Source organism: Lysinibacillus sp. JNUCC-52, assembly GCF_015999545.1.
In the GTDB taxonomy this organism is placed as follows: Bacteria; Bacillota; Bacilli; order Bacillales_A; family Planococcaceae; genus Lysinibacillus.
The window spans coordinates 2,993,321-3,015,299 of sequence record NZ_CP065546.1; the positions used below are offsets into that span (position 1 = coordinate 2,993,321).

Below are 21,979 nucleotides of genomic sequence, written 5' to 3' on the forward strand. Positions count from 1 at the left end.
TTATGCGACGATTAAAAGCAATTATTAGTTATGATGGAACGCAGTTTTCTGGTTATCAAGTACAGCCAGGAGAGCGAACTGTACAAGCAGAGGTTGAGCGTGTACTTGCTATTATGCACAAAGGTCACAATGTAAAAGTTACGGCAAGTGGTCGCACAGATGCAAGAGTGCATGCAACTGGACAAACACTGCATTTTGATACGCCGCTAGCAATACCAGTAGAAAAGTATATGAAGGCATTGAATGTTCAGCTTCCAAGAGATATCCGTGTATTATCGATTGAGGAAGTGGCAGATGATTTTCATGCACGTTATAGTGTAACAGGAAAACGCTATCGCTATATATGGTCGTGTGAGTCTGTACAAAGCCCATTTCGTAGACATTACACTGTAGAGACGAATGGTGTGAAGCCAGACGTGAAAGCGATGCAGGATGCTGCCAAAGCTATAATAGGGACACATGATTTCTCATGCTTCTGTGCGGCGAATACGAGTGTGCAAAATAAAGTGCGAACAGTAAATGCACTTGAATTTGAATGGCATGGTGAAGAGCTGCATATGGTCATTGAAGGTAGTGGCTTCTTATACAATATGGTGCGTATCATTGCCGGTACTTTGTGGGAAGTCGGCATAGGACGCCGAGAAGTAAAAAATGTGGAGACTGTTGTTGCGTCGATGGATCGCGACAAGGCTGGCAAAACAGCGCCACCACAAGGTTTATATCTTGAAAAGGTGTTCTATTAGGGAGATTTGTTTTAGCGAATATTGAATGTTATAGAGGGGCGGATATTCGCTTTAAATGGAACAAAATACGAGGGGCAAAATGGCAATGTAAATGCCAAACGTTACCCTGTACAACTTCACCAGGTGTTTAATGAAATTACTTGACTTTAAAAGCCATTCATTATATGATAACAGATGGTATTTTCATTACCACCACAAAATAAGCCCCGAAACTTATAGTGTAGACTAATGAAAAATAACGGTAATCGAATCGATTAGGAGGATATATACATGCGTACAACATTCATGGCTAAAGGTCACGAAGTAGACCGTAAATGGTTAGTAGTTGATGCAGAAGGCCAAACTCTTGGACGTTTAGCTTCTGAAGTAGCTGCAATCTTACGTGGTAAACATAAACCAACATTCACACCAAACGTTGACACAGGTGATCACGTAATCATCATCAACGCTGACAAAATCCATTTAACTGGTAACAAATTAGAGGGTAAACTTTACCGTCACCATACTCAATTTGCGGGTGGTTTAAAAACTCGTACTGCTGGTGAAATGTTAGAAAAGTACCCAACACGTATGATCGAATTAGCTATTAAAGGGATGCTTCCTAAAAACTCTTTAGGTCGTAAAATGTTCGGTAAACTTAACGTTTACACTGGAACTGAGCACCCACATGCTGCACAAAAACCAGAAGCTTATGAGCTTCGCGGATAATATAAATTAAGAGGAGGATATTACTTTGGCACAAGTTCAATACATCGGCACTGGTCGCCGTAAAAGCTCTGTAGCTCGCGTACGTTTAGTACCAGGTACAGGTAAAATTGTTATCAACAAACGTGAAATCGAAGAATACGTACCATTCGCTGCATTACGTGAAGTAATTAAACAACCATTAGTAGCTACTGAAACTACAGGAAGCTATGACATCCACGTAAACGTTAACGGTGGTGGATATACTGGTCAAGCTGGAGCTGTACGTCATGGTATCGCTCGTGCTCTACTTCAAGTAGACCCAGATTTCCGTGCTGCACTTAAATCAGCTGGATTACTTACTCGTGATTCACGCATGAAAGAACGTAAAAAACCAGGTCTACGCGGCGCTCGTCGTGCACCTCAGTTCTCAAAACGTTAATCAACCGATTATATGCGTTTTCAAAACCCTTTCCCACTTTTGTGGGGAGGGTTTTTTTGTGTTTTTAATGAAGTTCACTTATTAAAAATATTGAAAATTCTTTGCAGTTTTTAGTAAAATTTTAAAAAAAGAATATTAGATGCGAAGGGTATTTAGAGATTTAAAATTACATAACAAAGGATGTGTAAGTTTCTTATGGATATGGAAAGGAAGCAAGACCTTGCTTTCAAGTTTATTCTTGCCTACTTTATTGTTTTCATTATCTTAAAAGAAATATTTACTTTTTCAGTTTTGGTTAATTATTCTGTACCCATCATTGGATTCCTCATCGCAGCATTTTTACGTTATAAATTGATTGTAAAAAATCGGAATAACTCTTAAGTATTAAAGTCTACGTGTCGTGCCCTTCAGTGTTTATGATTTACTTAATACCCCCAGACATAAAAATTTTAGAATATCCAAAAAAAGAGCGTGGACTTCAATTAAATAGACATAGGATGTGGAAATAATCTTATGAAGAAGAAGCGAGACATTACTGTAATATTTATTGTCACTTATTTTGGCGGGATTTCTATTTTAGCTAAACTATTCTCATTTTCGGTTTTGACTAATTATGTGCTTTGTTTCATTGGTGCAGTGATTAGCTCAATACTTATCTATTTAAAAAAGGAAAAAACTTAAATCAATCTATTGTATTGTCGTCATGTGTCAGCTCGAAGATATAGAGGGCTTTCGTTTAAATGACTACGATTACGGAGATGAGCAATTGCTAACAGGGATTAGCTATCATCCAAATGGCTTGGACAAAATTACAATCGAAAGTTTAGATCCAGAATTAAAAGGTATTGAAGAAATTTCGTCTTCTACAAATTTTAGCTTCCACATTAACAATAAAGATTGTTTCTTTATAGAAGCGAATCGTTTCGTTTTTGAGGGCAAGGTGTTTAAAGATTTAATCGCCCCAGAACATGAGCTGAAATGGGAAGACGAAAGTTGATTGACTAGAAAAGGGACTTGCTACGCACCACATAACATAATTTATACATCCTAAACTCTTAAGCAAATGCTTGGGAGTTTTTTTGTTTACTTTCTAGCATAGTTCCATCACTAACTTCGTACACTACATATAAAGGGTGGTGGATATGGGTGAAGCGCTGGCTTGCACTAGGAGTAATTATGCTGATGAGTATAGTGGTCGTGGCATATGAAACGAATGCTTCGGACCGCAACTTCTTCTTACCTGACCCACTTGGTGGCATTAAAATTGTCATTGATGCGGGACACGGTGGTCAGGATGGAGGTGCTTCAAAGGGCGAAGTAATTGAAAAGGAAATTACGCTTGCAATTGCTCAGCATGTGGAGAAGCAATTAAAGAAGAAAGGCGCAACGGTCGTGATGACACGTACAACTGATGGAGATGTTATTGATGAACACGCGTCATCAGAAAAATTTGGCACACTAAGAGAACGGAAAAAGCAAGATATCTTCTTACGGAAAGATATTGTTGCTAAAGAACAACCAGATATTTTCGTTACAATTCATGCCAATGCAATTCCTGAAACAAAATGGCGTGGAGCGCAGGTGTTTTATCATAAAGACGGACATGCTGATGGAGAATTGCTTGCGAAGAGCATTCAGCAATCTATCCGTACGAACTTACAAAATACTGATCGGGAAGCTTTATCGATTAAACAAATCTACTTACTAAAGAAGGCTGAAGTGCCTGCTGCATTAGTGGAGACTGGATTTATCAGTAATGATGAGGAACGTGCACTATTAGTCGATAAAAAATATCAAGAGAAAATGGCAACTGCTATCGTTGAAGGTATTGAAGACTACTTACTGGGGAAAATTGAATAGAGCAACAGCCACTATGTAAATCAGAGCATTATGATATACTAACATTGACAGAAAATAAGGGGAGTGTTCGTCGTGATAACTGAACAACAAGTACGAGAAAAACTGGGACAACTACAAGATCCGTTTTTACATAAAACCTTAGCAGAAACTGACGGTATTACGAACGTATCAATCAAAGAAGAAAAAAACCATGTGAGTGTAAAAATTGCTATTGCTAAAACAAATACACCTGAACAAATGCAACTTCAAATGAAAATTGTAGATGTATTAAAAGAAGCGGGCGCTAACACTGTTGGTATTCGTTTTGAAGAGTTATCTGCAGAAAAACTACAAAGCTTCCGCGGAACAGCAACAGAAGCAGAAGCTCAAGATATTTTATCTCCATTAAGTACAGTGCAAGTAATTTCAATTGCATCTGGTAAAGGTGGCGTAGGGAAATCTACCGTATCAGTTAACTTAGCGGTAGCTTTAGCGCGACTTGGCAAAAAAGTAGGCTTAATTGATGCCGATATTTATGGATTCAGTGTGCCTGATATGATGGGTGTTACAGATATGCCGAAGGTAGTAGATAATCGTATTTACCCTGTTGATCGTTTTGGTGTAAAAATGATTTCAATGGGATTCTTCGTTGAGAATAACGCACCAATCGTCTGGCGTGGGCCAATGCTTGGAAAGGTGTTAGATCAATTTTTCCGTGATGTAGAATGGGGCGAATTAGATTACCTTCTATTAGATTTACCACCAGGAACAGGTGATGTCGCTTTAGATATACATCAAATGTTGCCTTCTTCAAAAGAAATTGTTGTGACAACGCCTCACCCAACAGCAGCATTCGTTGCAGCTCGTGCAGGGGCAATGGCATTACAAACAGAACATGAGATTTTAGGCGTTATTGAAAATATGGCGTGGTTTGAGTCAAAATCAGGGGAACGCGAATATGTATTTGGCCAAGGTGGCGGTGCAAAATTGACGGAAGAACTTCGTACAGAGCTACTTGGACAAATTCCACTAGGTCAGCCAGATTGGTCTGATGAGGATTTCGCGCCTTCTGTATATGCCGAGAACCATTCAACAGGACAAACATATTTAGATATTGCTTCGAAAGTCATTAATAAATTAAATAAATAAATAAACAAAAAGGATTTCCTCAACTAGTTGAGGAAATCTTTTTTGTTTTGAAAAGCTATTTACTTTTGTCATCCTTATTTGCGCTGCCGTCACTTTCACCACTAGCCTCTTTTTTGCTGTCGCTTTCCGAGGAAGTACTTTCACCGCTTTTTTTGATAAGCTCTAGCCATTTCGCCTGCATTAGTGGACTTTCAATCGTTTCTTTTACGACTTCCTCCATCTGCTTGCGAAGATTGGATGATTTTAAAATCGTCTCCATTTGCTTTTGCATATCAGGTTGACCAAAGAATGACTCCATATCCTTTTGGAATGTAGGGTCTTTCATTAGTTCCTTCATAATATCTTGTTGTTGCTTTTGCATACTTTTGGCTACAGTTTCTTTAAACTTTGGATCCTCGAATGTCTTTTTCCAAAAATCCTCAGCTTCCTTTGAAAGCAAAGTCTCTTCTGTCGCCTTTTTCACTTCGTCATGTTCTAATATCAATAATTCACGAAAACTCGGCTCCTCTAAAAGCTGTCGTAACGCCTTTTTACCATCCTCAGTTTGTAGAGAGTCGATCATAATTTTTTTTATCTCATCATAAGACATGTTAGAGGTTTTATCTTGTTGTGAGCAGGCAGCAAGAAAAAGCGTCAAAATCAGTAATAAAGTCCATTTTCGCATTCAACATCAGTCCTTTCTATAGATAGACTCTTTCAATTATTGTTCACATTTATGATGACTTTATGTATAGCTTGCGAAGAGAAATAGCTTTTTTAACAATGCATTGTTAAAATGATTACAGATATATGAAGAAATTGGGGGACTTTGAGTTGTGACGATACGAAATTGGGCAAAGTTTTTCTTCTTTGCAATGCTCGTTGGTGGCGTAGTCAACGGAATTTTTAGTTTATTTATTCGCTGGAGCTTCTTTCAACCATATGTAGAAAATGGTCAATGGGGTGAATTTTTCGCCGGGCTTTTATGGATGGTATTTTTAGGTTTTACAATGAGTGTTATTGCACAAGCTGGATTTTTCGCCTATTTAACACTTCATCAAGTAGGTGTTAACATCTTTAGAACACTAACTTTATGGAATTGGGTACAGCTATTATTAATTGTTATTACCGTATTTGATATTGTGTTCTTCCGTTTTGTACCAGGTGTAAAGGATGGACAAAGCTGGGTATTCTATTTAGGGCTGTTAATTGTGTTAATATTCGCTTCTATTGCAACAGCTGTACAAAAAGTTAAAATGACAGGAAAAAAACATGTTCTAGTGTCTGCATTATTTTTTATGATTGTTATTACAACATTAGAGTGGACAATCGCTTTAATGGGACGCGATGAAAATATTAACGAATATGTTGCACTATTGTTATTTCCATTACTAGCTGTAAATGCATATCAATTATTAGTATTACCAAAATACAATGCAAAATCCGATGAAGATCGCAAAAAATTAGAAGAACGTCGTAAAGCGCGCCTTAATCAGGCGAAAAATGCATAGTTATTATGAAAAATGAGTAGCCTCAAATATGTTGAGGCTACTTTTATTATGGAGTTTTTTTAGATTGTACTGAGTAACCGAATATATTTTCTTCAATCGACATAAATTTATTTTGTTGCAATAATGTATTTAACTCTTTAAAAGTAACCTTAGTGTCTTGATGTAAAGGGAGAAATAAAAAATCGCCTTTTTGTAATTCGGGTGTTTTTTCTCCTTGCCAAATGAGTGAAGGAGAAAGTATATTTATTTGCTTCTGAAATAAGCTTTTTTGTAAATCCTGAGAATACTGATGATTTCGTGTAGCAAACCAAAGCGGTGTGGTCTTTAAATATTTTTCATAAGTACTCACATCTTTTTGTAGTAATGCAATATCAATTGGTTCTTCTACTGAATCTTCGGGACCTAATAATCCTGTAGGTAGTTTTCGTTCTTGAATTACTTTTATATGCTCAGGTGATCGCTCAATCCATGCCGCATCTAAAAGAAGGAGCGGATAAGGTCCTTTTACATTTTTAAGCCAATCTAAAAGTTTATCATCAGAAAAAGAAATTTCGACAATAAGTGAAGTGCCATAATGCCCTTTTGTTACAACCGTTGGTGCGTTAGCAATATTAAATACAGAAATCATCGTAGAATTAATTGGTTTAATAAAGATAAACAATATTCCTATGACAACCAGTGATACCAACGTTTTACGAAGCATATTTAAAACCCCATTTCTATAATTTTAAACATAAAAATAAACTCCTTAAAAAAACTTATGATTTTGTGTTGACTTTCATGATTAATCGATGTTATTATGTATAAGTCGCCAAGAGATGACGCGACAAACGAAACAAAATGAACCTTGAAAACTGAACAAGCAAAACGTAATCAATATAGTTTTTAGTAGCTAACTTCGTTAGCGGACGAAACAAAATTTTGGACATCAAAATTGATGCCAGCAAAACAATTTGAGCTAATCAAATTTCTTTTATGGAGAGTTTGATCCTGGCTCAGGACGAACGCTGGCGGCGTGCCTAATACATGCAAGTCGAGCGGACAGATAAGGAGCTTGCTCCTTTGACGTTAGCGGCGGACGGGTGAGTAACACGTGGGCAACCTACCCTATAGTTTGGGATAACTCCGGGAAACCGGGGCTAATACCGAATAATCTTTTGTCTCTCATGAGACAATTCTGAAAGACGGTTTCGGCTGTCGCTATAGGATGGGCCCGCGGCGCATTAGCTAGTTGGTGAGATAACGGCTCACCAAGGCAACGATGCGTAGCCGACCTGAGAGGGTGATCGGCCACACTGGGACTGAGACACGGCCCAGACTCCTACGGGAGGCAGCAGTAGGGAATCTTCCACAATGGGCGAAAGCCTGATGGAGCAACGCCGCGTGAGTGAAGAAGGATTTCGGTTCGTAAAACTCTGTTGTAAGGGAAGAACAAGTACAGTAGTAACTGGCTGTACCTTGACGGTACCTTATTAGAAAGCCACGGCTAACTACGTGCCAGCAGCCGCGGTAATACGTAGGTGGCAAGCGTTGTCCGGAATTATTGGGCGTAAAGCGCGCGCAGGTGGTTTCTTAAGTCTGATGTGAAAGCCCACGGCTCAACCGTGGAGGGTCATTGGAAACTGGGAGACTTGAGTGCAGAAGAGGATAGTGGAATTCCAAGTGTAGCGGTGAAATGCGTAGAGATTTGGAGGAACACCAGTGGCGAAGGCGACTATCTGGTCTGTAACTGACACTGAGGCGCGAAAGCGTGGGGAGCAAACAGGATTAGATACCCTGGTAGTCCACGCCGTAAACGATGAGTGCTAAGTGTTAGGGGGTTTCCGCCCCTTAGTGCTGCAGCTAACGCATTAAGCACTCCGCCTGGGGAGTACGGTCGCAAGACTGAAACTCAAAGGAATTGACGGGGGCCCGCACAAGCGGTGGAGCATGTGGTTTAATTCGAAGCAACGCGAAGAACCTTACCAGGTCTTGACATCCCGTTGACCACTGTAGAGATATGGTTTTCCCTTCGGGGACAACGGTGACAGGTGGTGCATGGTTGTCGTCAGCTCGTGTCGTGAGATGTTGGGTTAAGTCCCGCAACGAGCGCAACCCTTGATCTTAGTTGCCATCATTTAGTTGGGCACTCTAAGGTGACTGCCGGTGACAAACCGGAGGAAGGTGGGGATGACGTCAAATCATCATGCCCCTTATGACCTGGGCTACACACGTGCTACAATGGACGATACAAACGGTTGCCAACTCGCGAGAGGGAGCTAATCCGATAAAGTCGTTCTCAGTTCGGATTGTAGGCTGCAACTCGCCTACATGAAGCCGGAATCGCTAGTAATCGCGGATCAGCATGCCGCGGTGAATACGTTCCCGGGCCTTGTACACACCGCCCGTCACACCACGAGAGTTTGTAACACCCGAAGTCGGTGAGGTAACCTTTTGGAGCCAGCCGCCGAAGGTGGGATAGATGATTGGGGTGAAGTCGTAACAAGGTAGCCGTATCGGAAGGTGCGGCTGGATCACCTCCTTTCTAAGGATATTTTCGGAATACAAACCTTGGGTTTGTAAGATTACGTTTTGCGTTCAGTTTTGAAGGTTCATCATTAGATGAAACACTTCAAAACTTGTTCTTTGAAAACTGGATAAAACGACATTGAAATTGTAACAAACACATTTATTTTTTAAGTTTTTTTATAGGCTTAATAACATTAAAAGGTTTCGAGATACGAGTAAGACAAGGAAGCGATTGAGTGAGTGAAGGAGCGTACTTTCGTACGTGACTGATTGAACGAATGAAGCTGACGCTGTATTACGATGTATATCGGAAGCTGTAGGTTAAGTTATTAAGGGCGCACGGCGAATGCCTTGGCACTAGGAGCCGAAGAAGGACGGCACTAACACCGATATGCTTCGGGGAGCTGTAAGTGAGCTTTGATCCGGAGATTTCCGAATGGGGGAACCCACTACGTTTAATCGCGTAGTATCTTGACGTGAATACATAGCGTCTTGAAGGCAGACCCAGGGAACTGAAACATCTAAGTACCTGGAGGAAGAGAAAGAAAAATCGATTCCCTGAGTAGCGGCGAGCGAAACGGGAAGAGCCCAAACCAAGAGGCTTGCCTCTTGGGGTTGTAGGACACTCTATACGGAGTTACAAAGGAATGAGTTAGATGAAGCGACTTGGAAAGGTCCGCCAGAGCAGGTAAAAGCCCTGTAGTCGAAAGTTCGTTCCCTCCAGAGTGGATCCTGAGTACGGCGGAACACGTGAAATTCCGTCGGAATCCGGGAGGACCATCTCCCAAGGCTAAATACTACCTAGTGACCGATAGTGAACCAGTACCGTGAGGGAAAGGTGAAAAGCACCCCGGAAGGGGAGTGAAAGAGATCCTGAAACCGTGTGCCTACAAGTAGTTAGAGCCCGTTAATGGGTGATAGCGTGCCTTTTGTAGAATGAACCGGCGAGTTACGATTACGTGCGAGGTTAAGCTTTAGAAGGCGGAGCCGCAGCGAAAGCGAGTCTGAATAGGGCGAATTAGTACGTGGTCGTAGACCCGAAACCAGGTGATCTACCCATGTCCAGGGTGAAGGTGAGGTAACACTTACTGGAGGCCCGAACCCACGCACGTTGAAAAGTGCGGGGATGAGGTGTGGGTAGCGGAGAAATTCCAATCGAACTTGGAGATAGCTGGTTCTCTCCGAAATAGCTTTAGGGCTAGCCTCGTGATGAGAATACTGGAGGTAGAGCACTGTTTGGACTAGGGGGCCATCCCGGTTTACCGAATTCAGACAAACTCCGAATGCCAGATATTTATACACGGGAGTCAGACTGCGAGTGATAAGATCCGTAGTCAAAAGGGAAACAGCCCAGACCACCAGCTAAGGTCCCAAAGTAATCGTTAAGTGGAAAAGGATGTGGCGTTGCACAGACAACCAGGATGTTGGCTTAGAAGCAGCCATCATTTAAAGAGTGCGTAATAGCTCACTGGTCGAGTGACGCTGCGCCGAAAATGTATCGGGGCTAAACGATTCACCGAAGCTGTGGATTGACATCTACGATGTCAGTGGTAGGAGAGCGTTCTAAGTGCGTTGAAGTCAGACCGGAAGGACTGGTGGAGCGCTTAGAAGTGAGAATGCCGGTATGAGTAGCGAAAGACGGGTGAGAATCCCGTCCACCGTATGACTAAGGTTTCCTGAGGAAGGCTCGTCCGCTCAGGGTTAGTCGGGACCTAAGCCGAGGCCGATAGGCGTAGGCGATGGACAACAGGTTGATATTCCTGTACCACCTCCTCACCGTTTGAGAAATGGGGGGACGCAGTAGGATAGGGTAAGCGCGCCGTTGGTTGTGCGCGTCCAAGCAGTAAGGCGTGTGTGTAGGCAAATCCGCACACTGTAACGTTGAGCTGTGATGGCGAGTCCGTATGGACGAAGTTCCTGATTTCACACTGCCAAGAAAAGCCTCTATCGAGGTGAGAGGTGCCCGTACCGCAAACCGACACAGGTAGTCGAGGAGAGAATCCTAAGGTGTGCGAGAGAACTCTCGTTAAGGAACTCGGCAAAATGACCCCGTAACTTCGGGAGAAGGGGTGCTCTTGAGCGTGCAAGCGCACGAGAGCCGCAGTGAATAGGCCCAGGCGACTGTTTAGCAAAAACACAGGTCTCTGCAAAACCGTAAGGTGACGTATAGGGGCTGACGCCTGCCCGGTGCTGGAAGGTTAAGAGGAGTGGTTAGCGCAAGCGAAGCTGCGAATTGAAGCCCCAGTAAACGGCGGCCGTAACTATAACGGTCCTAAGGTAGCGAAATTCCTTGTCGGGTAAGTTCCGACCCGCACGAAAGGCGTAACGATCTGGGCACTGTCTCAACGAGAGACTCGGTGAAATTATAGTACCTGTGAAGATGCAGGTTACCCGCGACAGGACGGAAAGACCCCGTGGAGCTTTACTGTAGCCTGATATTGAATTTTGGTACAACTTGTACAGGATAGGTAGGAGCCAGAGATCTCGGAGCGCCAGCTTCGAAGGAGGCGTCGGTGGGATACTACCCTGGTTGTATTGAAATTCTAACCCATGCCCCTTAGCGGGGCAGGAGACAGTGTCAGGCGGACAGTTTGACTGGGGCGGTCGCCTCCTAAAAGGTAACGGAGGCGCCCAAAGGTTCCCTCAGAATGGTTGGAAATCATTCGTAGAGTGTAAAGGCACAAGGGAGCTTGACTGCGAGACCTACAAGTCGAGCAGGGTCGAAAGACGGGCTTAGTGATCCGGTGGTTCCGCATGGAAGGGCCATCGCTCAACGGATAAAAGCTACCCCGGGGATAACAGGCTTATCTCCCCCAAGAGTCCACATCGACGGGGAGGTTTGGCACCTCGATGTCGGCTCATCGCATCCTGGGGCTGTAGTCGGTCCCAAGGGTTGGGCTGTTCGCCCATTAAAGCGGTACGCGAGCTGGGTTCAGAACGTCGTGAGACAGTTCGGTCCCTATCCGTCGTGGGCGTAGGAAATTTGAGAGGAGCTGTCCTTAGTACGAGAGGACCGGGATGGACACACCGCTGGTGTACCAGTTGTCTTGCCAAAGGCATCGCTGGGTAGCTATGTGTGGACGGGATAAGTGCTGAAAGCATCTAAGCATGAAGCCCCCCTCAAGATGAGATTTCCCATTACGCAAGTAAGTAAGATCCCTCAAAGACGATGAGGTAGATAGGTTCGAGGTGGAAGTGTGGTGACACATGGAGCTGACGAATACTAATCGATCGAGGACTTAACCAAAAAAGTTTGAAACATTCAATGAACCGTTTATCCAGTTTTGAAAGAACAACATCTTTCAATTAAGAGGGTTTCAAGATACGATGTATATTGAAAGCCGAACATAGTCTAGTGATGATGGCAAAGAGGTCACACCCGTTCCCATACCGAACACGGAAGTTAAGCTCTTTAGCGCCGATGGTAGTTGGGGGCTTCCCCCTGTGAGAGTAGGACGTCGCTAGGCGCAAAAAGTCGCTGCTGATACACTCAGTAGTGGCTTTTTTTATTTCTATAAAATTAATTTAACTGAGATAAAATAGAAAAAAGACATTTCACCTGATAGGTGAAATGTCTTTTAATTAATTAAACAGTTATAGCACGTAGCTCCACACGTCGAATCTTTCCTGATGTTGTTTTTGGCAGCTCATCGATAAAGACAATACTGCGAGGATATTTGTAAGGCGCTGTTAATGCTTTAACGTGCTCCTGAAGCTCTTTCGTTAGTTGTTCCTCATCATGGTCTCGGAAGCTCTCACGTAAGATTACAAATGCTTTTACAATATGCCCTCTAATTTCATCTGGTGCAGCGACAACAGCACATTCTTGTACAGCTTCATGCTTATTTAAAGCATCCTCTACTTCAAACGGACCAATTGTATAGCCTGAAGAAATAATAATATCATCACCACGTCCTTCAAACCAGAAGTAACCATCTTCATCGCATTTTGCTTGGTCACCTGTAATATACCAATCACCTCTAAAAGCAGCTTGTGTGCGTTCAGGTTCACGATAATACTCTTTGAATAGAGCTGGTGAAGATTTATGGACAGCGATATCTCCAACTTCTCCTACAGGTGCCTCATTGCCCTCATGGTCAATAATACGTACAATATTTCCTGGCGTAGGAACACCCATAGAGCCAGGGCGTAATTCGGTGTTTTCAAGTGTACCAATTAATAAAGTATTTTCTGTTTGTCCATAGCCATCACGTACTTTAAGGCCAAAATTTTTCATAAATGTTTCAATTACTGGACGATTTAACGGCTCACCAGCAGAAACGGCACTTCTTAATGAGACTAAATTGTAATCTTTTAGATTATCAATCTTTGCCATAATACGATATTCAGTAGGTGTACAGCAAAGAACATTCACTTTTTCGTCCTGAAGAAGCTGGAGATACGTATGAGGATCAAAACTTCCATGATAGACGAAAGCAGTTGCCCCTAACATGATTGTTGATAAAAATGGACTCCAGATCCATTTTTGCCAACCTGGTGCTGCAGTCGCCCATACGAGATCACCTTCGCGTACACAAAGCCATTTGGAAGCTGCTGTTCGAATATGTGCATAACCCCAGCCATGAGAGTGAACTACTCCTTTTGGTTTACCCGTTGTTCCTGAAGTATAAGAAAGAAATGCCATATCATCGCGTTTTGTAGCTACAGCCGTAAAGCTTGTAGGTTGCTTATCAGCTAATGCATCTAAAGACACCCAATTGCTTGTAGCATTGCCAATGACTAATTTATTGTTTAAAGCGGCAACAGAAGAAGTAATTTGATCAACCTCGCTAGTAAAAGCCTCGTAGGCAATCACTGCGTTTGCAGAAGAGTGTTCCATACGATATTCTAAATCACTTGCACGTAACATCTCTGAACAAGAGATAGGAACGATTCCCGCCTTTAAACAACCGAGGAAAACAAAATATGCTTCTGGTAGACGTGGGATAATCACTAGTACACGATCACCTTTTTGAAGTCCTCTCTCTGTAAAGGCATTCGCGTATTGGTTCATTTTTTGAATAAGGTCAGCATATGAAATTGTGCGGCGATTTTGTTTCGTATCTAGCCATCTTATAGCTTGACGATCACTATCTTGGGAAAACTTCTCTAATTCCTCTGTGATGTTATAAAGTTCAGGTGCAATTAAATCATTTGTTACCATATATGAACATTCCTCCCCAAAACTAATTTAATAGAAAATTCTTAAAACTATTTTTATTTTAGCAATTACAATAATATACAGCAAGAATATTTGATGCGCAAAATAGAAATATTAGATTTAATAGAGAACTATTATGCTTTATTACCTACAAGTTAAAAATTATGCAATAAATTAAATAATTTTTTTTAAAAAAGTATTGCATAATTTAGAATGCTTGCTATAATAATAAATGTACTTAAGAGGTTGTTAAAACCAAATTGAATAGTATTGTTCCGAAGTAGCTCAGTTGGTAGTAGCACCTGACTGTTAATCAGGTTGTCGCAGGTTCGAGTCCTGCCTTCGGAGCCATTTTTTTGCCCTTTTTTAACTACATATTATATTTAAAAAGAAATTATTTTAAAAAAGGCTTGCATCATATTGAAAATGATGTTAATATAAATCTTGTCTTGTTTGAGACATAATAAATGGCCCCTTGGTCAAGCGGTTAAGACACCGCCCTTTCACGGCGGTAACACGGGTTCGAATCCCGTAGGGGTCACCATTTTCTAAGCATCGTAGTAATGCAAAGGCTTAAAAAGATAAATAAACTGTGAAGAAAAAAACACCTGTTTCTATGGAGGATTAGCTCAGCTGGGAGAGCATCTGCCTTACAAGCAGAGGGTCGGCGGTTCGAGCCCGTCATCCTCCACCATATAGTGTTTTTTCGGAGGGGTAGCGAAGTGGCTAAACGCGGCGGACTGTAAATCCGCTCCTTAGGGTTCGGCGGTTCGAATCCGTCCCCCTCCACCAGTTTTATTTATATGAATGAATGGGGTATAGCCAAGCGGTAAGGCAACGGATTTTGATTCCGTCATGCCCTGGTTCGAATCCAGGTACCCCAGCCATTTTTCTTTTATGAGCCATTAGCTCAGTTGGTAGAGCATCTGACTTTTAATCAGAGGGTCGAAGGTTCGAGTCCTTCATGGCTCACTTTTCTATAATTCAAATTCAAAAGTGTAACATTAACTACAGATACTAATCTCTTGCTGAAAACAGCAGGAGATTTTTTTTGTTATTTTAAAATGTATAAATATACGTATTTCTGTTAGGTTGAGCCAAGTACATTGTAGGCTTTACAATAGTCTTATTAAGAATAGGGGGTATAAAATAATGAATAAACATCAAGTATCAATTATTGGAGTTCCAACAGATTACGGTCAAACACGAAGAGGGGTTGATATGGGGCCAAGTGCAATCCGTTATGCGGGTGTTGTTGAGCGATTAGAGGCAATTGGTCACAAGGTAGAGGATCAGGGAGATATTCTTGTTAGTCAAGTACAAGAGAGTAAGGAAATTGATAAACAGCTATTAAATTTAGAAGAAGTTGTAGATGTTAGTACGTCATTAGCAAATCAAGTACATGAAGCATTAGAACAGAAAAAATTCCCGCTTGTTTTTGGTGGGGATCATAGTATTGCAATCGGTACACTTGCAGGACTTGGTGAGCATTTTAAAAACTTAGGTGTTATTTGGTTTGATGCACATGCAGATCTTAATACACCAGATACTACTCCATCTGGTAATATCCATGGTATGCCACTTGCTGTTAGCATTGGCTTAGGTCATGAGCGCCTTGTGCAAATTCGTAATTTTGCACCAAAAGTTAAACCTGAAAATGTAATTATAATTGGAGCGCGTTCAGTAGATCCTGGTGAACGTGAGCTAATTCGCCAGCAAGGAATTAAAGTATATACAATGCATGAAGTAGATCGCCTTGGAATGACGCGTGTAATGGAAGATGCTATTGCTTATTTAAAAGAACGTAACGTAGATGGCTTACATTTATCGTTAGACTTAGATGGTCTAGATCCACTTTATACACCAGGAGTAGGTACGCCAGTGCCTGGTGGCATAACATACCGAGAAAGCCATTTAGCGATGGAAATGCTACAAGAATCAGGCATGCTAACATCTGCTGAATTTGTTGAGGTAAATCCAATACTAGATGAAAAAAATAAAACTGCAGATGTCGCTGTCGCATTAATCGGTTCTTTATTCGGTGAGACACTAGTTTAATTCCAAATTGTGAAAATATTGTTTATCACCACATTGGATAAAAATCTTTTGTTATAATTGAATATAAATTGAAACTTTTCTTATAGTCGGGCCGTATAGTATAAGACAGTTGTAAAGGTGGAGAAGTAAACACAATGGATGCGTTAGTAAATAAGAGAATAAAACAAGTGCTTAAAGGCGATCAAAACGCATTTGCCGATATTGTGAGTCTCTATCAGCACAAACTGTACCAAGTATGCTACCGAATGTTAGGAAACAAGCAAGAATCTGAGGATATTGCACAAGAAGCGTTTGTTCGTGCATATATGAATTTGCATACTTTTGATCAAAAAAGAAAATTTTCGACGTGGCTTTATCGCATCGCGACGAACCTCTGTATAGACCGTATTAGAAAGAAAAAGCCGGATTATTATTTAGATGCGGAGGTAGCTGGTACAGAAGGGCTGGATATGTATTCACAAATTGCAGCAGACGACCAGCTACCAGAAGAGCAGTTAGAGCAGATGGAGCTACAAGATCGCATTCAATATGAGATTGGACGTTTGCCGGATAAATATCGTTCAGTTATAGTATTGAAATATATTGAAGAATTATCGTTACAAGAAATTAGTGAAATTTTGGATATGCCTCTTGGGACAGTGAAAACGAGGATTCACCGCGGACGTGAAGCATTACGAAAGCAATTAAACAATCTGTAGGAGGGGGAGCATCATGAATATTTGTCCAGAGCATATTATAGATTATATGCATGATTACTTAGACGGTGACATTAGTCGTGAGCATGAACAAGAGTTGAAACAACATTTGCATTCATGCGGTGATTGCAAGCAATTAATGCAAGAATTGAGTGAGACGATCGCCTTTGTGAAGAGTGCTTCCCATATTACAGCACCTCCAGATTTTGAAGCTGCGGTGATGGCTCGTTTACCGAAACCAAAAAGTCGTGTAGGTATGCAAAAATGGATTCGCCGTCACCCGTTATTTGTTGCGGCAGCAGTCTTCTGTTTATTTATGAGTGCTACTTTATTGGGGAACTTTATGGATGATCAGCATTTCTCTGTTACCAAACAACCAAACCTAGTTGTAGAGGGACAAACGGTTATAGTGCCAAAAGGTGAAGTTGTTAAAGGCGATATTGTCGTTAAAAATGGCGACTTAATTGTTGAGGGTGAAGTAGATGGCGATGTAACGATTATTAATGGCCAGTATATGGCATCTTCCGCAGTCGTTTCAGGTAAGATAGAGGAAATAGACGAAGCGTTTGAATGGTTATGGTATACTATCAAAAATTCCGTTAAGGCTGCAATGACATTTGAGGAAAAAGAAACTAAATAGAACTCTATACGTCCTACATGGTAGTGCACGGGAGAGGATGAAAAGTCTACTCATATGGGTAGACTTTTCTTTTGAAAAAAGTTACATTTGAAAAGAATGTGCTATACTTAAATGTATATGGATTCGCAATGAAAAGTGGGGGATGCCACGTGCAAATTATCGAACAATTCACGGATTTAACACCAGTGAATATTGTTATTAACTTCATAGATGTACTGCTCGTTTGGTACGTTGTTTATAAAATTTTAACCCTCATTAAAGGGACGAAAGCTGTCCAATTATTAAAAGGCATTTTCGTCATTATTATTGCACGCATTGCAACAGACTTTTTGGGGTTAGAAACATTAGGATGGATGCTTAAGCAAGTAATCGAGTTTGGTTTCTTGGCGATTATTATCATCTTCCAGCCTGAAATCAGACGTGGTCTTGAGCAAATTGGTCGAGGCAAGTTGTTCCAACGTTCAACAAGCCAAGAAGAAGAAGAGCAAACTAGACTGATTGAGGCAATGAAGAAATCTGTTAGTTATATGGCTAAACGTCGTATTGGTGCGTTAATTTCTATTGAAAAAGACACAGGCCTGAATGAATATATTGAAACGGGTATTGCTTTAAATGCAGAAGTTTCATCTGAATTACTTATTAATATTTTCATACCGAATACACCACTTCATGATGGGGCTGTCATTATGCAGAAAGATAAGGTAACAGCAGCGGCTTGTTACTTACCACTTTCTGAAAGTCCGTTTATTTCGAAAGAACTAGGAACACGACATCGTGCCGCTCTTGGGCTTAGTGAGGTAACAGACGCGATTACGATTGTTGTATCCGAGGAAACGGGAGCGATTAGTATTACGTTAAACGGTAATCTACATCGCAATCTTTCTCTAGAGGAATTCGAAACACTGTTACGTAAAATGTGGTTCGGATCAGCGCAAGAATCGAATGCAGCCTCTAAGTTGACTTGGAGGGGGAAAAAGAATGGATAAAATGATGGATAGCCCTTGGGTATTGCGAATCATTGCGCTTTTTCTAGCGTGCTTATTATTTTTCTCTGTTAGGACTGAATTATCTTCTACTAATAAATCGGCAACGAATGAACAGATGGAAGTGATTCGAGACGTACCCGTAGAGGTTTATTATGATGACGATAATCTTATTGTAACGGGGATTCCGAAAACAGTTAATGTTACGATTAAAGGACCAAAACAAATTGCTTTAAATACAAAGTTAGTGAAGGATTTCTCAATATTTGTTGACTTAAATGACTTATTAATTGGTCAACATAATGTGCAACTTCAATATGAGAATATATCTGATAAGTTGCAAGTGACACTTGACCCAGCAACAGTGAATGTAAATATTGAGGAAAAAGTCACACAAGAGTTCCGTGTCGATCCTGAAATGAATAACCGTTTAATTGATGAAGGATATTATCTAAAAGGGATGTCTGCCAACCCAGCGACAGTATTTGTAACAGGTGCAAAAAGTGTAATTGAGAGCATTAGTTATGTGAAAGCAACTGTAACGGGTGAACAAGGTTTGAAACAGTCCTTCTCTCAAGAAGCGGCAGTTAAAGTGTTAGATCGGGATTTGAATAAATTAGATGTGACGATAGAACCAGAAAAAGTAAAAGTACGGGTAGATATTGCAGAATATAGCAAAGAACTACCAGTCTCGATAAAGGAAACAGGTAAAGCAGCAGAAGGTATTACTATAAACCAATTAACCCTTGGTACGCCTGCACTGAAGCTATATGGGAAAAAATCAATTATTGATGTTTTAACCGCAATACCTGTTGAGATTGATTTATCAAAAATTACCGAATCAAAAACGTATGAATTTGAGGTAAAATTACCAGATGGTGCGACTAAAGTATCTGAACAAAAAATTAAAATTAAAGCAGATGTTACAAAGGTAGGTAAAGCAGCCGACAAGGAAGACAAGGTGGATAAGGTAGATAAAGAAACACCTACAAATGCTGAAACAAAACCTGAAGAGACAAAACCTGAAGAACCAAATCCTGATTCTGGTACAGAAGAAGATATTGATTCTTAAACAATAACTGACTATAATTTTAACTTGATTCATTAGAGATTTCCTGTCTCAACAAATCGTGCTTTCTAGCATATTTAAAAATGCTAACAAACAAGTGTGGCCCAGGCTAGCATGAGCGCAAGAGCAATTTTATTAGCTTAAACGAACAATGCCTGAGTACGAAAAGCTTGGAGCCATAGAGCCTCTGAAAGATAGTTAGAGAGGCCTAACTACTACTACATGAATGAAAAAGACTTTTCCAAAAGTAAGCAGACGAGCCGTCCGATTGTCCGCAGGAAACAAGCATGATGCGGTCGTCTTGCATTGAAGGAGAGAACAATTAAAATGGGTAAATATTTTGGAACAGATGGCGTCCGTGGCGTCGCGAATAGTGAATTAACACCGGAATTTGCATTTAAACTAGGCCGCGTAGGTGGCTATGTTTTAACGAAGGATGCAACAGGGCGTCCAAAGGTATTAATTGGTCGTGACACACGTATTTCAGGCGAAATGCTTGAAGGTGCACTAGTAGCTGGACTATTGTCAATCGGCGTAGAGGTAATGCGTCTTGGTGTCATTTCAACACCAGGTGTAGCTTATCTTTCCCGAATTATGAGTGCAGATGCAGGCGTCATGATTTCAGCTTCACATAACCCAGTTGCCGATAATGGCATTAAATTTTTCGGTCCAGATGGTTTCAAACTAACTGATGCACAAGAAGCAGAAATCGAAGCAATTCTTGATGCACCAGAAGATACATTACCACGTCCAATTGGTGCAGATTTAGGTATTGTAAGTGACTATTTCGAAGGTGGACAAAAGTATATCCAATACTTAAAGCAAACGGTAGATGAAGAATTTGATGGCATTCATGTAGCACTAGATTGCGCACATGGTGCAACATCATCACTTGCGACTCATTTATTTGCTGACTTAGAAGCAGACATTTCTACAATGGGTGCTTCACCAACTGGTCTTAACATTAATGACGGTGTTGGCTCAACACATCCAGAGGGTCTTGCAGCTTTTGTGACTGAAAAGGGTGCGGATGTTGGTTTAGCATTTGATGGTGATGGAGACCGCCTAATCGCAGTAGATGAAAAAGGTAAAATCGTTGATGGCGACCAAATTATGTTTATCATTGGTAAGCACTTAAATGCAGTCGGTCGTTTGAAAAAACAAACGATTGTCTCTACGGTGATGAGTAATATGGGCTTCTACAAGGCTGTTGAAGAAAACGAGATGCACAGTGTACAAACTGCTGTAGGTGATCGTTACGTTGTAGAAGAAATGCGTGCCAATGAATACAACCTAGGTGGCGAGCAATCAGGCCATATTGTTTTCTTAGATTTCAATACAACAGGTGATGGCCTGTTAACAGGTATTCAACTTGTCAATATTATGAAAGCTACTGGGAAAAAACTATCGGAGCTTGCAGCAGAAATGACGATTTTCCCACAACGTTTAGTCAATGTACGTGTAACAGACAAGCATGCAGTGACAGAAAATGCAAAAGTTGCAGCCGTAATTGCGGAAGTGGAAACAGAAATGGCTGGTAACGGTCGCATTTTAGTTCGCCCTTCTGGTACAGAGCCACTAGTTCGTGTAATGGTGGAAGCAGCTACTGAAGCGGACTGTGAACGTTATGTAGAACGTATTGCAAATGTAGTACGTACGGAAATGGGTTTAACTGAATAATAGTTAGTTCACTCGATCTCTCAAATAATGAGAGATTGAGTTTTTTTATGTTTGAAATAGATAGGGGAGGGAACAATACTATTGAGTCACAATAACAACAAGGGGTGTTTTATTGAATATGGCTAAAATAGCAACAGTAATAACAGATATGTTTGAAGATGTAGAGTACACAAGTCCTAAGGAAGCGTTAGAAGCAGCAGGTCATGAGCTAGTCACAATTGATACTGAGGCAGGAAAAGCAGTAAAAGGTAAACATGGAGAACAAGTAAAAATCGATAAAGGTATTGATGAAGTCAAAGCTTCAGAATTCGATGCATTGTTCATTCCAGGTGGCTTTTCACCAGATATCTTACGTGCAGATGATCGTATTGTAGCCTTTGTCAAAACGTTTATGGACGACATGAAGCCAACCTTTGCAATTTGTCACGGACCACAGCTTCTAATTACAGCGAAGACGCTAAACGGGCGTGATGCGACAGGTTATAAGTCTATTCAGGTGGACTTAGAAAATGCAGGTGCTAATTTCCATGACGAAGAAGTATTTGTTTGTCAAAAGCAATTAGTCACAAGTCGTACACCGAAAGACTTACCAGCATTTAATCGAGAAATTGTGAAATTACTTGCAAGTAAAGAGAGTTAATTATAAGGCCCTCTAAGCACTTTTAACGTAAGATGCAACAGGTAATCCATGTTGTGTCTTACGTTTTATGCTGCTTTATAAAATTACGCGTTTAATCTATATACGCATAATGCTTATTTTTTACGTCTTTGCGCTAAAATTCGTCTTAAAAAAAGAGGAAATGAAGAAGTTTTTATAACGAAAATTTGACGAATAGCA

At 40.9% G+C, this 21,979-nt stretch carries 17 protein-coding genes, 6 tRNA genes and 3 rRNA genes; 23 read left to right on the forward strand and 3 right to left on the reverse strand.

Annotated elements, in window-relative coordinates:
- Positions 1–2: 2 nt before the first annotated feature.
- The 6 genes from truA to JNUCC52_RS14810 all read left to right on the forward strand — a co-directional run bounded on the left by truA (position 3) and on the right by JNUCC52_RS14810 (position 4,857).
- Positions 3–743 carry a tRNA pseudouridine(38-40) synthase TruA gene (truA, locus tag JNUCC52_RS14785; protein WP_139859722.1) on the forward strand — a complete coding sequence of 247 codons (741 nt, stop codon included), beginning with the start codon at positions 3–5 and terminating at the stop codon, positions 741–743.
- 270 nt (positions 744–1,013) lie between these two features.
- On the forward strand, positions 1,014–1,451 hold the full coding sequence (rplM, locus tag JNUCC52_RS14790; RefSeq protein ID WP_173479261.1) for a 50S ribosomal protein L13: 438 nt from the start codon (positions 1,014–1,016) through the stop codon (positions 1,449–1,451).
- A 25-nt stretch (positions 1,452–1,476) separates the two neighbouring features.
- Positions 1,477–1,869 carry a 30S ribosomal protein S9 gene (rpsI, locus tag JNUCC52_RS14795; protein WP_004233744.1) on the forward strand — a complete coding sequence of 131 codons (393 nt, stop codon included), beginning with the start codon at positions 1,477–1,479 and terminating at the stop codon, positions 1,867–1,869.
- 703 nt (positions 1,870–2,572) lie between these two features.
- Positions 2,573–2,866 carry a YxiG family protein gene (locus JNUCC52_RS14800; protein WP_337980218.1) on the forward strand — a complete coding sequence of 98 codons (294 nt, stop codon included), beginning with the start codon at positions 2,573–2,575 and terminating at the stop codon, positions 2,864–2,866.
- Positions 2,867–3,015: 149 nt separating this feature from the next.
- Positions 3,016–3,729: an N-acetylmuramoyl-L-alanine amidase gene (locus tag JNUCC52_RS14805; protein ID WP_139860807.1), complete on the forward strand. Its 714-nt coding sequence runs from the start codon at positions 3,016–3,018 to the stop codon at positions 3,727–3,729.
- A gap of 72 nt (positions 3,730–3,801) precedes the next feature.
- On the forward strand, positions 3,802–4,857 hold the full coding sequence (locus JNUCC52_RS14810; protein ID WP_173479262.1) for a P-loop NTPase: 1,056 nt from the start codon (positions 3,802–3,804) through the stop codon (positions 4,855–4,857).
- Positions 4,858–4,912: 55 nt separating this feature from the next.
- On the opposite strand, the gene gerD is transcribed toward JNUCC52_RS14810, so the two are convergent.
- Positions 4,913–5,521 carry a spore germination lipoprotein GerD gene (gene gerD, locus JNUCC52_RS14815; RefSeq protein ID WP_173479263.1) on the reverse strand — a complete coding sequence of 203 codons (609 nt, stop codon included), beginning with the start codon at positions 5,519–5,521 and terminating at the stop codon, positions 4,913–4,915.
- 151 nt (positions 5,522–5,672) lie between these two features.
- Between gerD and JNUCC52_RS14820 the strand changes: the two genes are divergently transcribed.
- Complete coding sequence (locus JNUCC52_RS14820) at positions 5,673–6,347, forward strand: KinB-signaling pathway activation protein (RefSeq protein ID WP_173479264.1); 675 nt, start codon at positions 5,673–5,675, stop codon at positions 6,345–6,347.
- A 46-nt stretch (positions 6,348–6,393) separates the two neighbouring features.
- On the opposite strand, the gene JNUCC52_RS14825 is transcribed toward JNUCC52_RS14820, so the two are convergent.
- Entirely contained in the window at positions 6,394–7,050 is a 657-nt protein-coding gene (locus JNUCC52_RS14825) for a hypothetical protein (RefSeq protein WP_228134200.1), read from the reverse strand.
- A gap of 269 nt (positions 7,051–7,319) precedes the next feature.
- Between JNUCC52_RS14825 and JNUCC52_RS14830 the strand changes: the two genes are divergently transcribed.
- The 3 genes from JNUCC52_RS14830 (at position 7,320) to rrf (ending at position 12,322) form a co-directional block, all read left to right on the forward strand.
- Positions 7,320–8,871 (forward strand): 16S ribosomal RNA (locus JNUCC52_RS14830).
- A gap of 303 nt (positions 8,872–9,174) precedes the next feature.
- Positions 9,175–12,102: ribosomal RNA gene (locus tag JNUCC52_RS14835) — 23S ribosomal RNA — on the forward strand.
- Positions 12,103–12,206: 104 nt separating this feature from the next.
- Positions 12,207–12,322: ribosomal RNA gene (gene rrf / locus JNUCC52_RS14840) — 5S ribosomal RNA — on the forward strand.
- The 16S, 23S and 5S rRNA genes sit together here, the layout of an rRNA operon.
- Before the next feature lie 119 nt (positions 12,323–12,441).
- Here rrf and mbcS read toward each other — a convergent pair.
- Positions 12,442–14,019 (reverse strand): acyl-CoA synthetase MbcS, encoded by a 1,578-nt coding sequence (mbcS, locus tag JNUCC52_RS14845; RefSeq protein ID WP_173479279.1) that lies wholly within the window; start codon positions 14,017–14,019, stop codon positions 12,442–12,444.
- A gap of 271 nt (positions 14,020–14,290) precedes the next feature.
- On the opposite strand from mbcS, the gene JNUCC52_RS14850 reads away from it, so the two are divergent.
- From JNUCC52_RS14850 to JNUCC52_RS14910, 13 genes are all read left to right on the forward strand, one after another.
- Positions 14,291–14,367 (forward strand) — tRNA-Asn (locus JNUCC52_RS14850).
- 118 nt (positions 14,368–14,485) lie between these two features.
- Positions 14,486–14,560: transfer RNA gene (locus JNUCC52_RS14855), tRNA-Glu, on the forward strand.
- A 74-nt stretch (positions 14,561–14,634) separates the two neighbouring features.
- Positions 14,635–14,710: transfer RNA gene (locus tag JNUCC52_RS14860), tRNA-Val, on the forward strand.
- A gap of 14 nt (positions 14,711–14,724) precedes the next feature.
- Positions 14,725–14,808, forward strand: a tRNA-Tyr gene (locus JNUCC52_RS14865).
- A 20-nt stretch (positions 14,809–14,828) separates the two neighbouring features.
- Positions 14,829–14,903 (forward strand) — tRNA-Gln (locus tag JNUCC52_RS14870).
- 12 nt (positions 14,904–14,915) lie between these two features.
- Positions 14,916–14,988 (forward strand) — tRNA-Lys (locus JNUCC52_RS14875).
- Positions 14,989–15,168: 180 nt separating this feature from the next.
- On the forward strand, positions 15,169–16,074 hold the full coding sequence (gene rocF / locus JNUCC52_RS14880; protein ID WP_337980219.1) for an arginase: 906 nt from the start codon (positions 15,169–15,171) through the stop codon (positions 16,072–16,074).
- Positions 16,075–16,208: 134 nt separating this feature from the next.
- The gene (gene sigW / locus JNUCC52_RS14885; protein ID WP_004225410.1) at positions 16,209–16,772 is read left to right on the forward strand and encodes an RNA polymerase sigma factor SigW; all 564 of its coding nucleotides are present in this window, start codon (positions 16,209–16,211) and stop codon (positions 16,770–16,772) included.
- A 13-nt stretch (positions 16,773–16,785) separates the two neighbouring features.
- Complete coding sequence (locus JNUCC52_RS14890) at positions 16,786–17,409, forward strand: zf-HC2 domain-containing protein (RefSeq protein WP_173479281.1); 624 nt, start codon at positions 16,786–16,788, stop codon at positions 17,407–17,409.
- Positions 17,410–17,558: 149 nt separating this feature from the next.
- Positions 17,559–18,395: a diadenylate cyclase CdaA gene (cdaA, locus tag JNUCC52_RS14895; RefSeq protein ID WP_173479282.1), complete on the forward strand. Its 837-nt coding sequence runs from the start codon at positions 17,559–17,561 to the stop codon at positions 18,393–18,395.
- A complete protein-coding gene (locus tag JNUCC52_RS14900; RefSeq protein WP_337980220.1) occupies positions 18,388–19,464 on the forward strand; it encodes a CdaR family protein in 1,077 nt (358 codons plus the stop codon). Before cdaA ends, JNUCC52_RS14900 begins: the two co-directional genes overlap by 8 nt.
- Positions 19,465–19,788: 324 nt before the next feature.
- The gene (glmM, locus tag JNUCC52_RS14905) at positions 19,789–21,141 is read left to right on the forward strand and encodes a phosphoglucosamine mutase (RefSeq protein WP_173479284.1); all 1,353 of its coding nucleotides are present in this window, start codon (positions 19,789–19,791) and stop codon (positions 21,139–21,141) included.
- Between the two features lie 118 nt (positions 21,142–21,259).
- The gene (locus tag JNUCC52_RS14910) at positions 21,260–21,781 is read left to right on the forward strand and encodes a type 1 glutamine amidotransferase domain-containing protein (protein WP_337982224.1); all 522 of its coding nucleotides are present in this window, start codon (positions 21,260–21,262) and stop codon (positions 21,779–21,781) included.
- Positions 21,782–21,979: the final 198 nt, after the last annotated feature.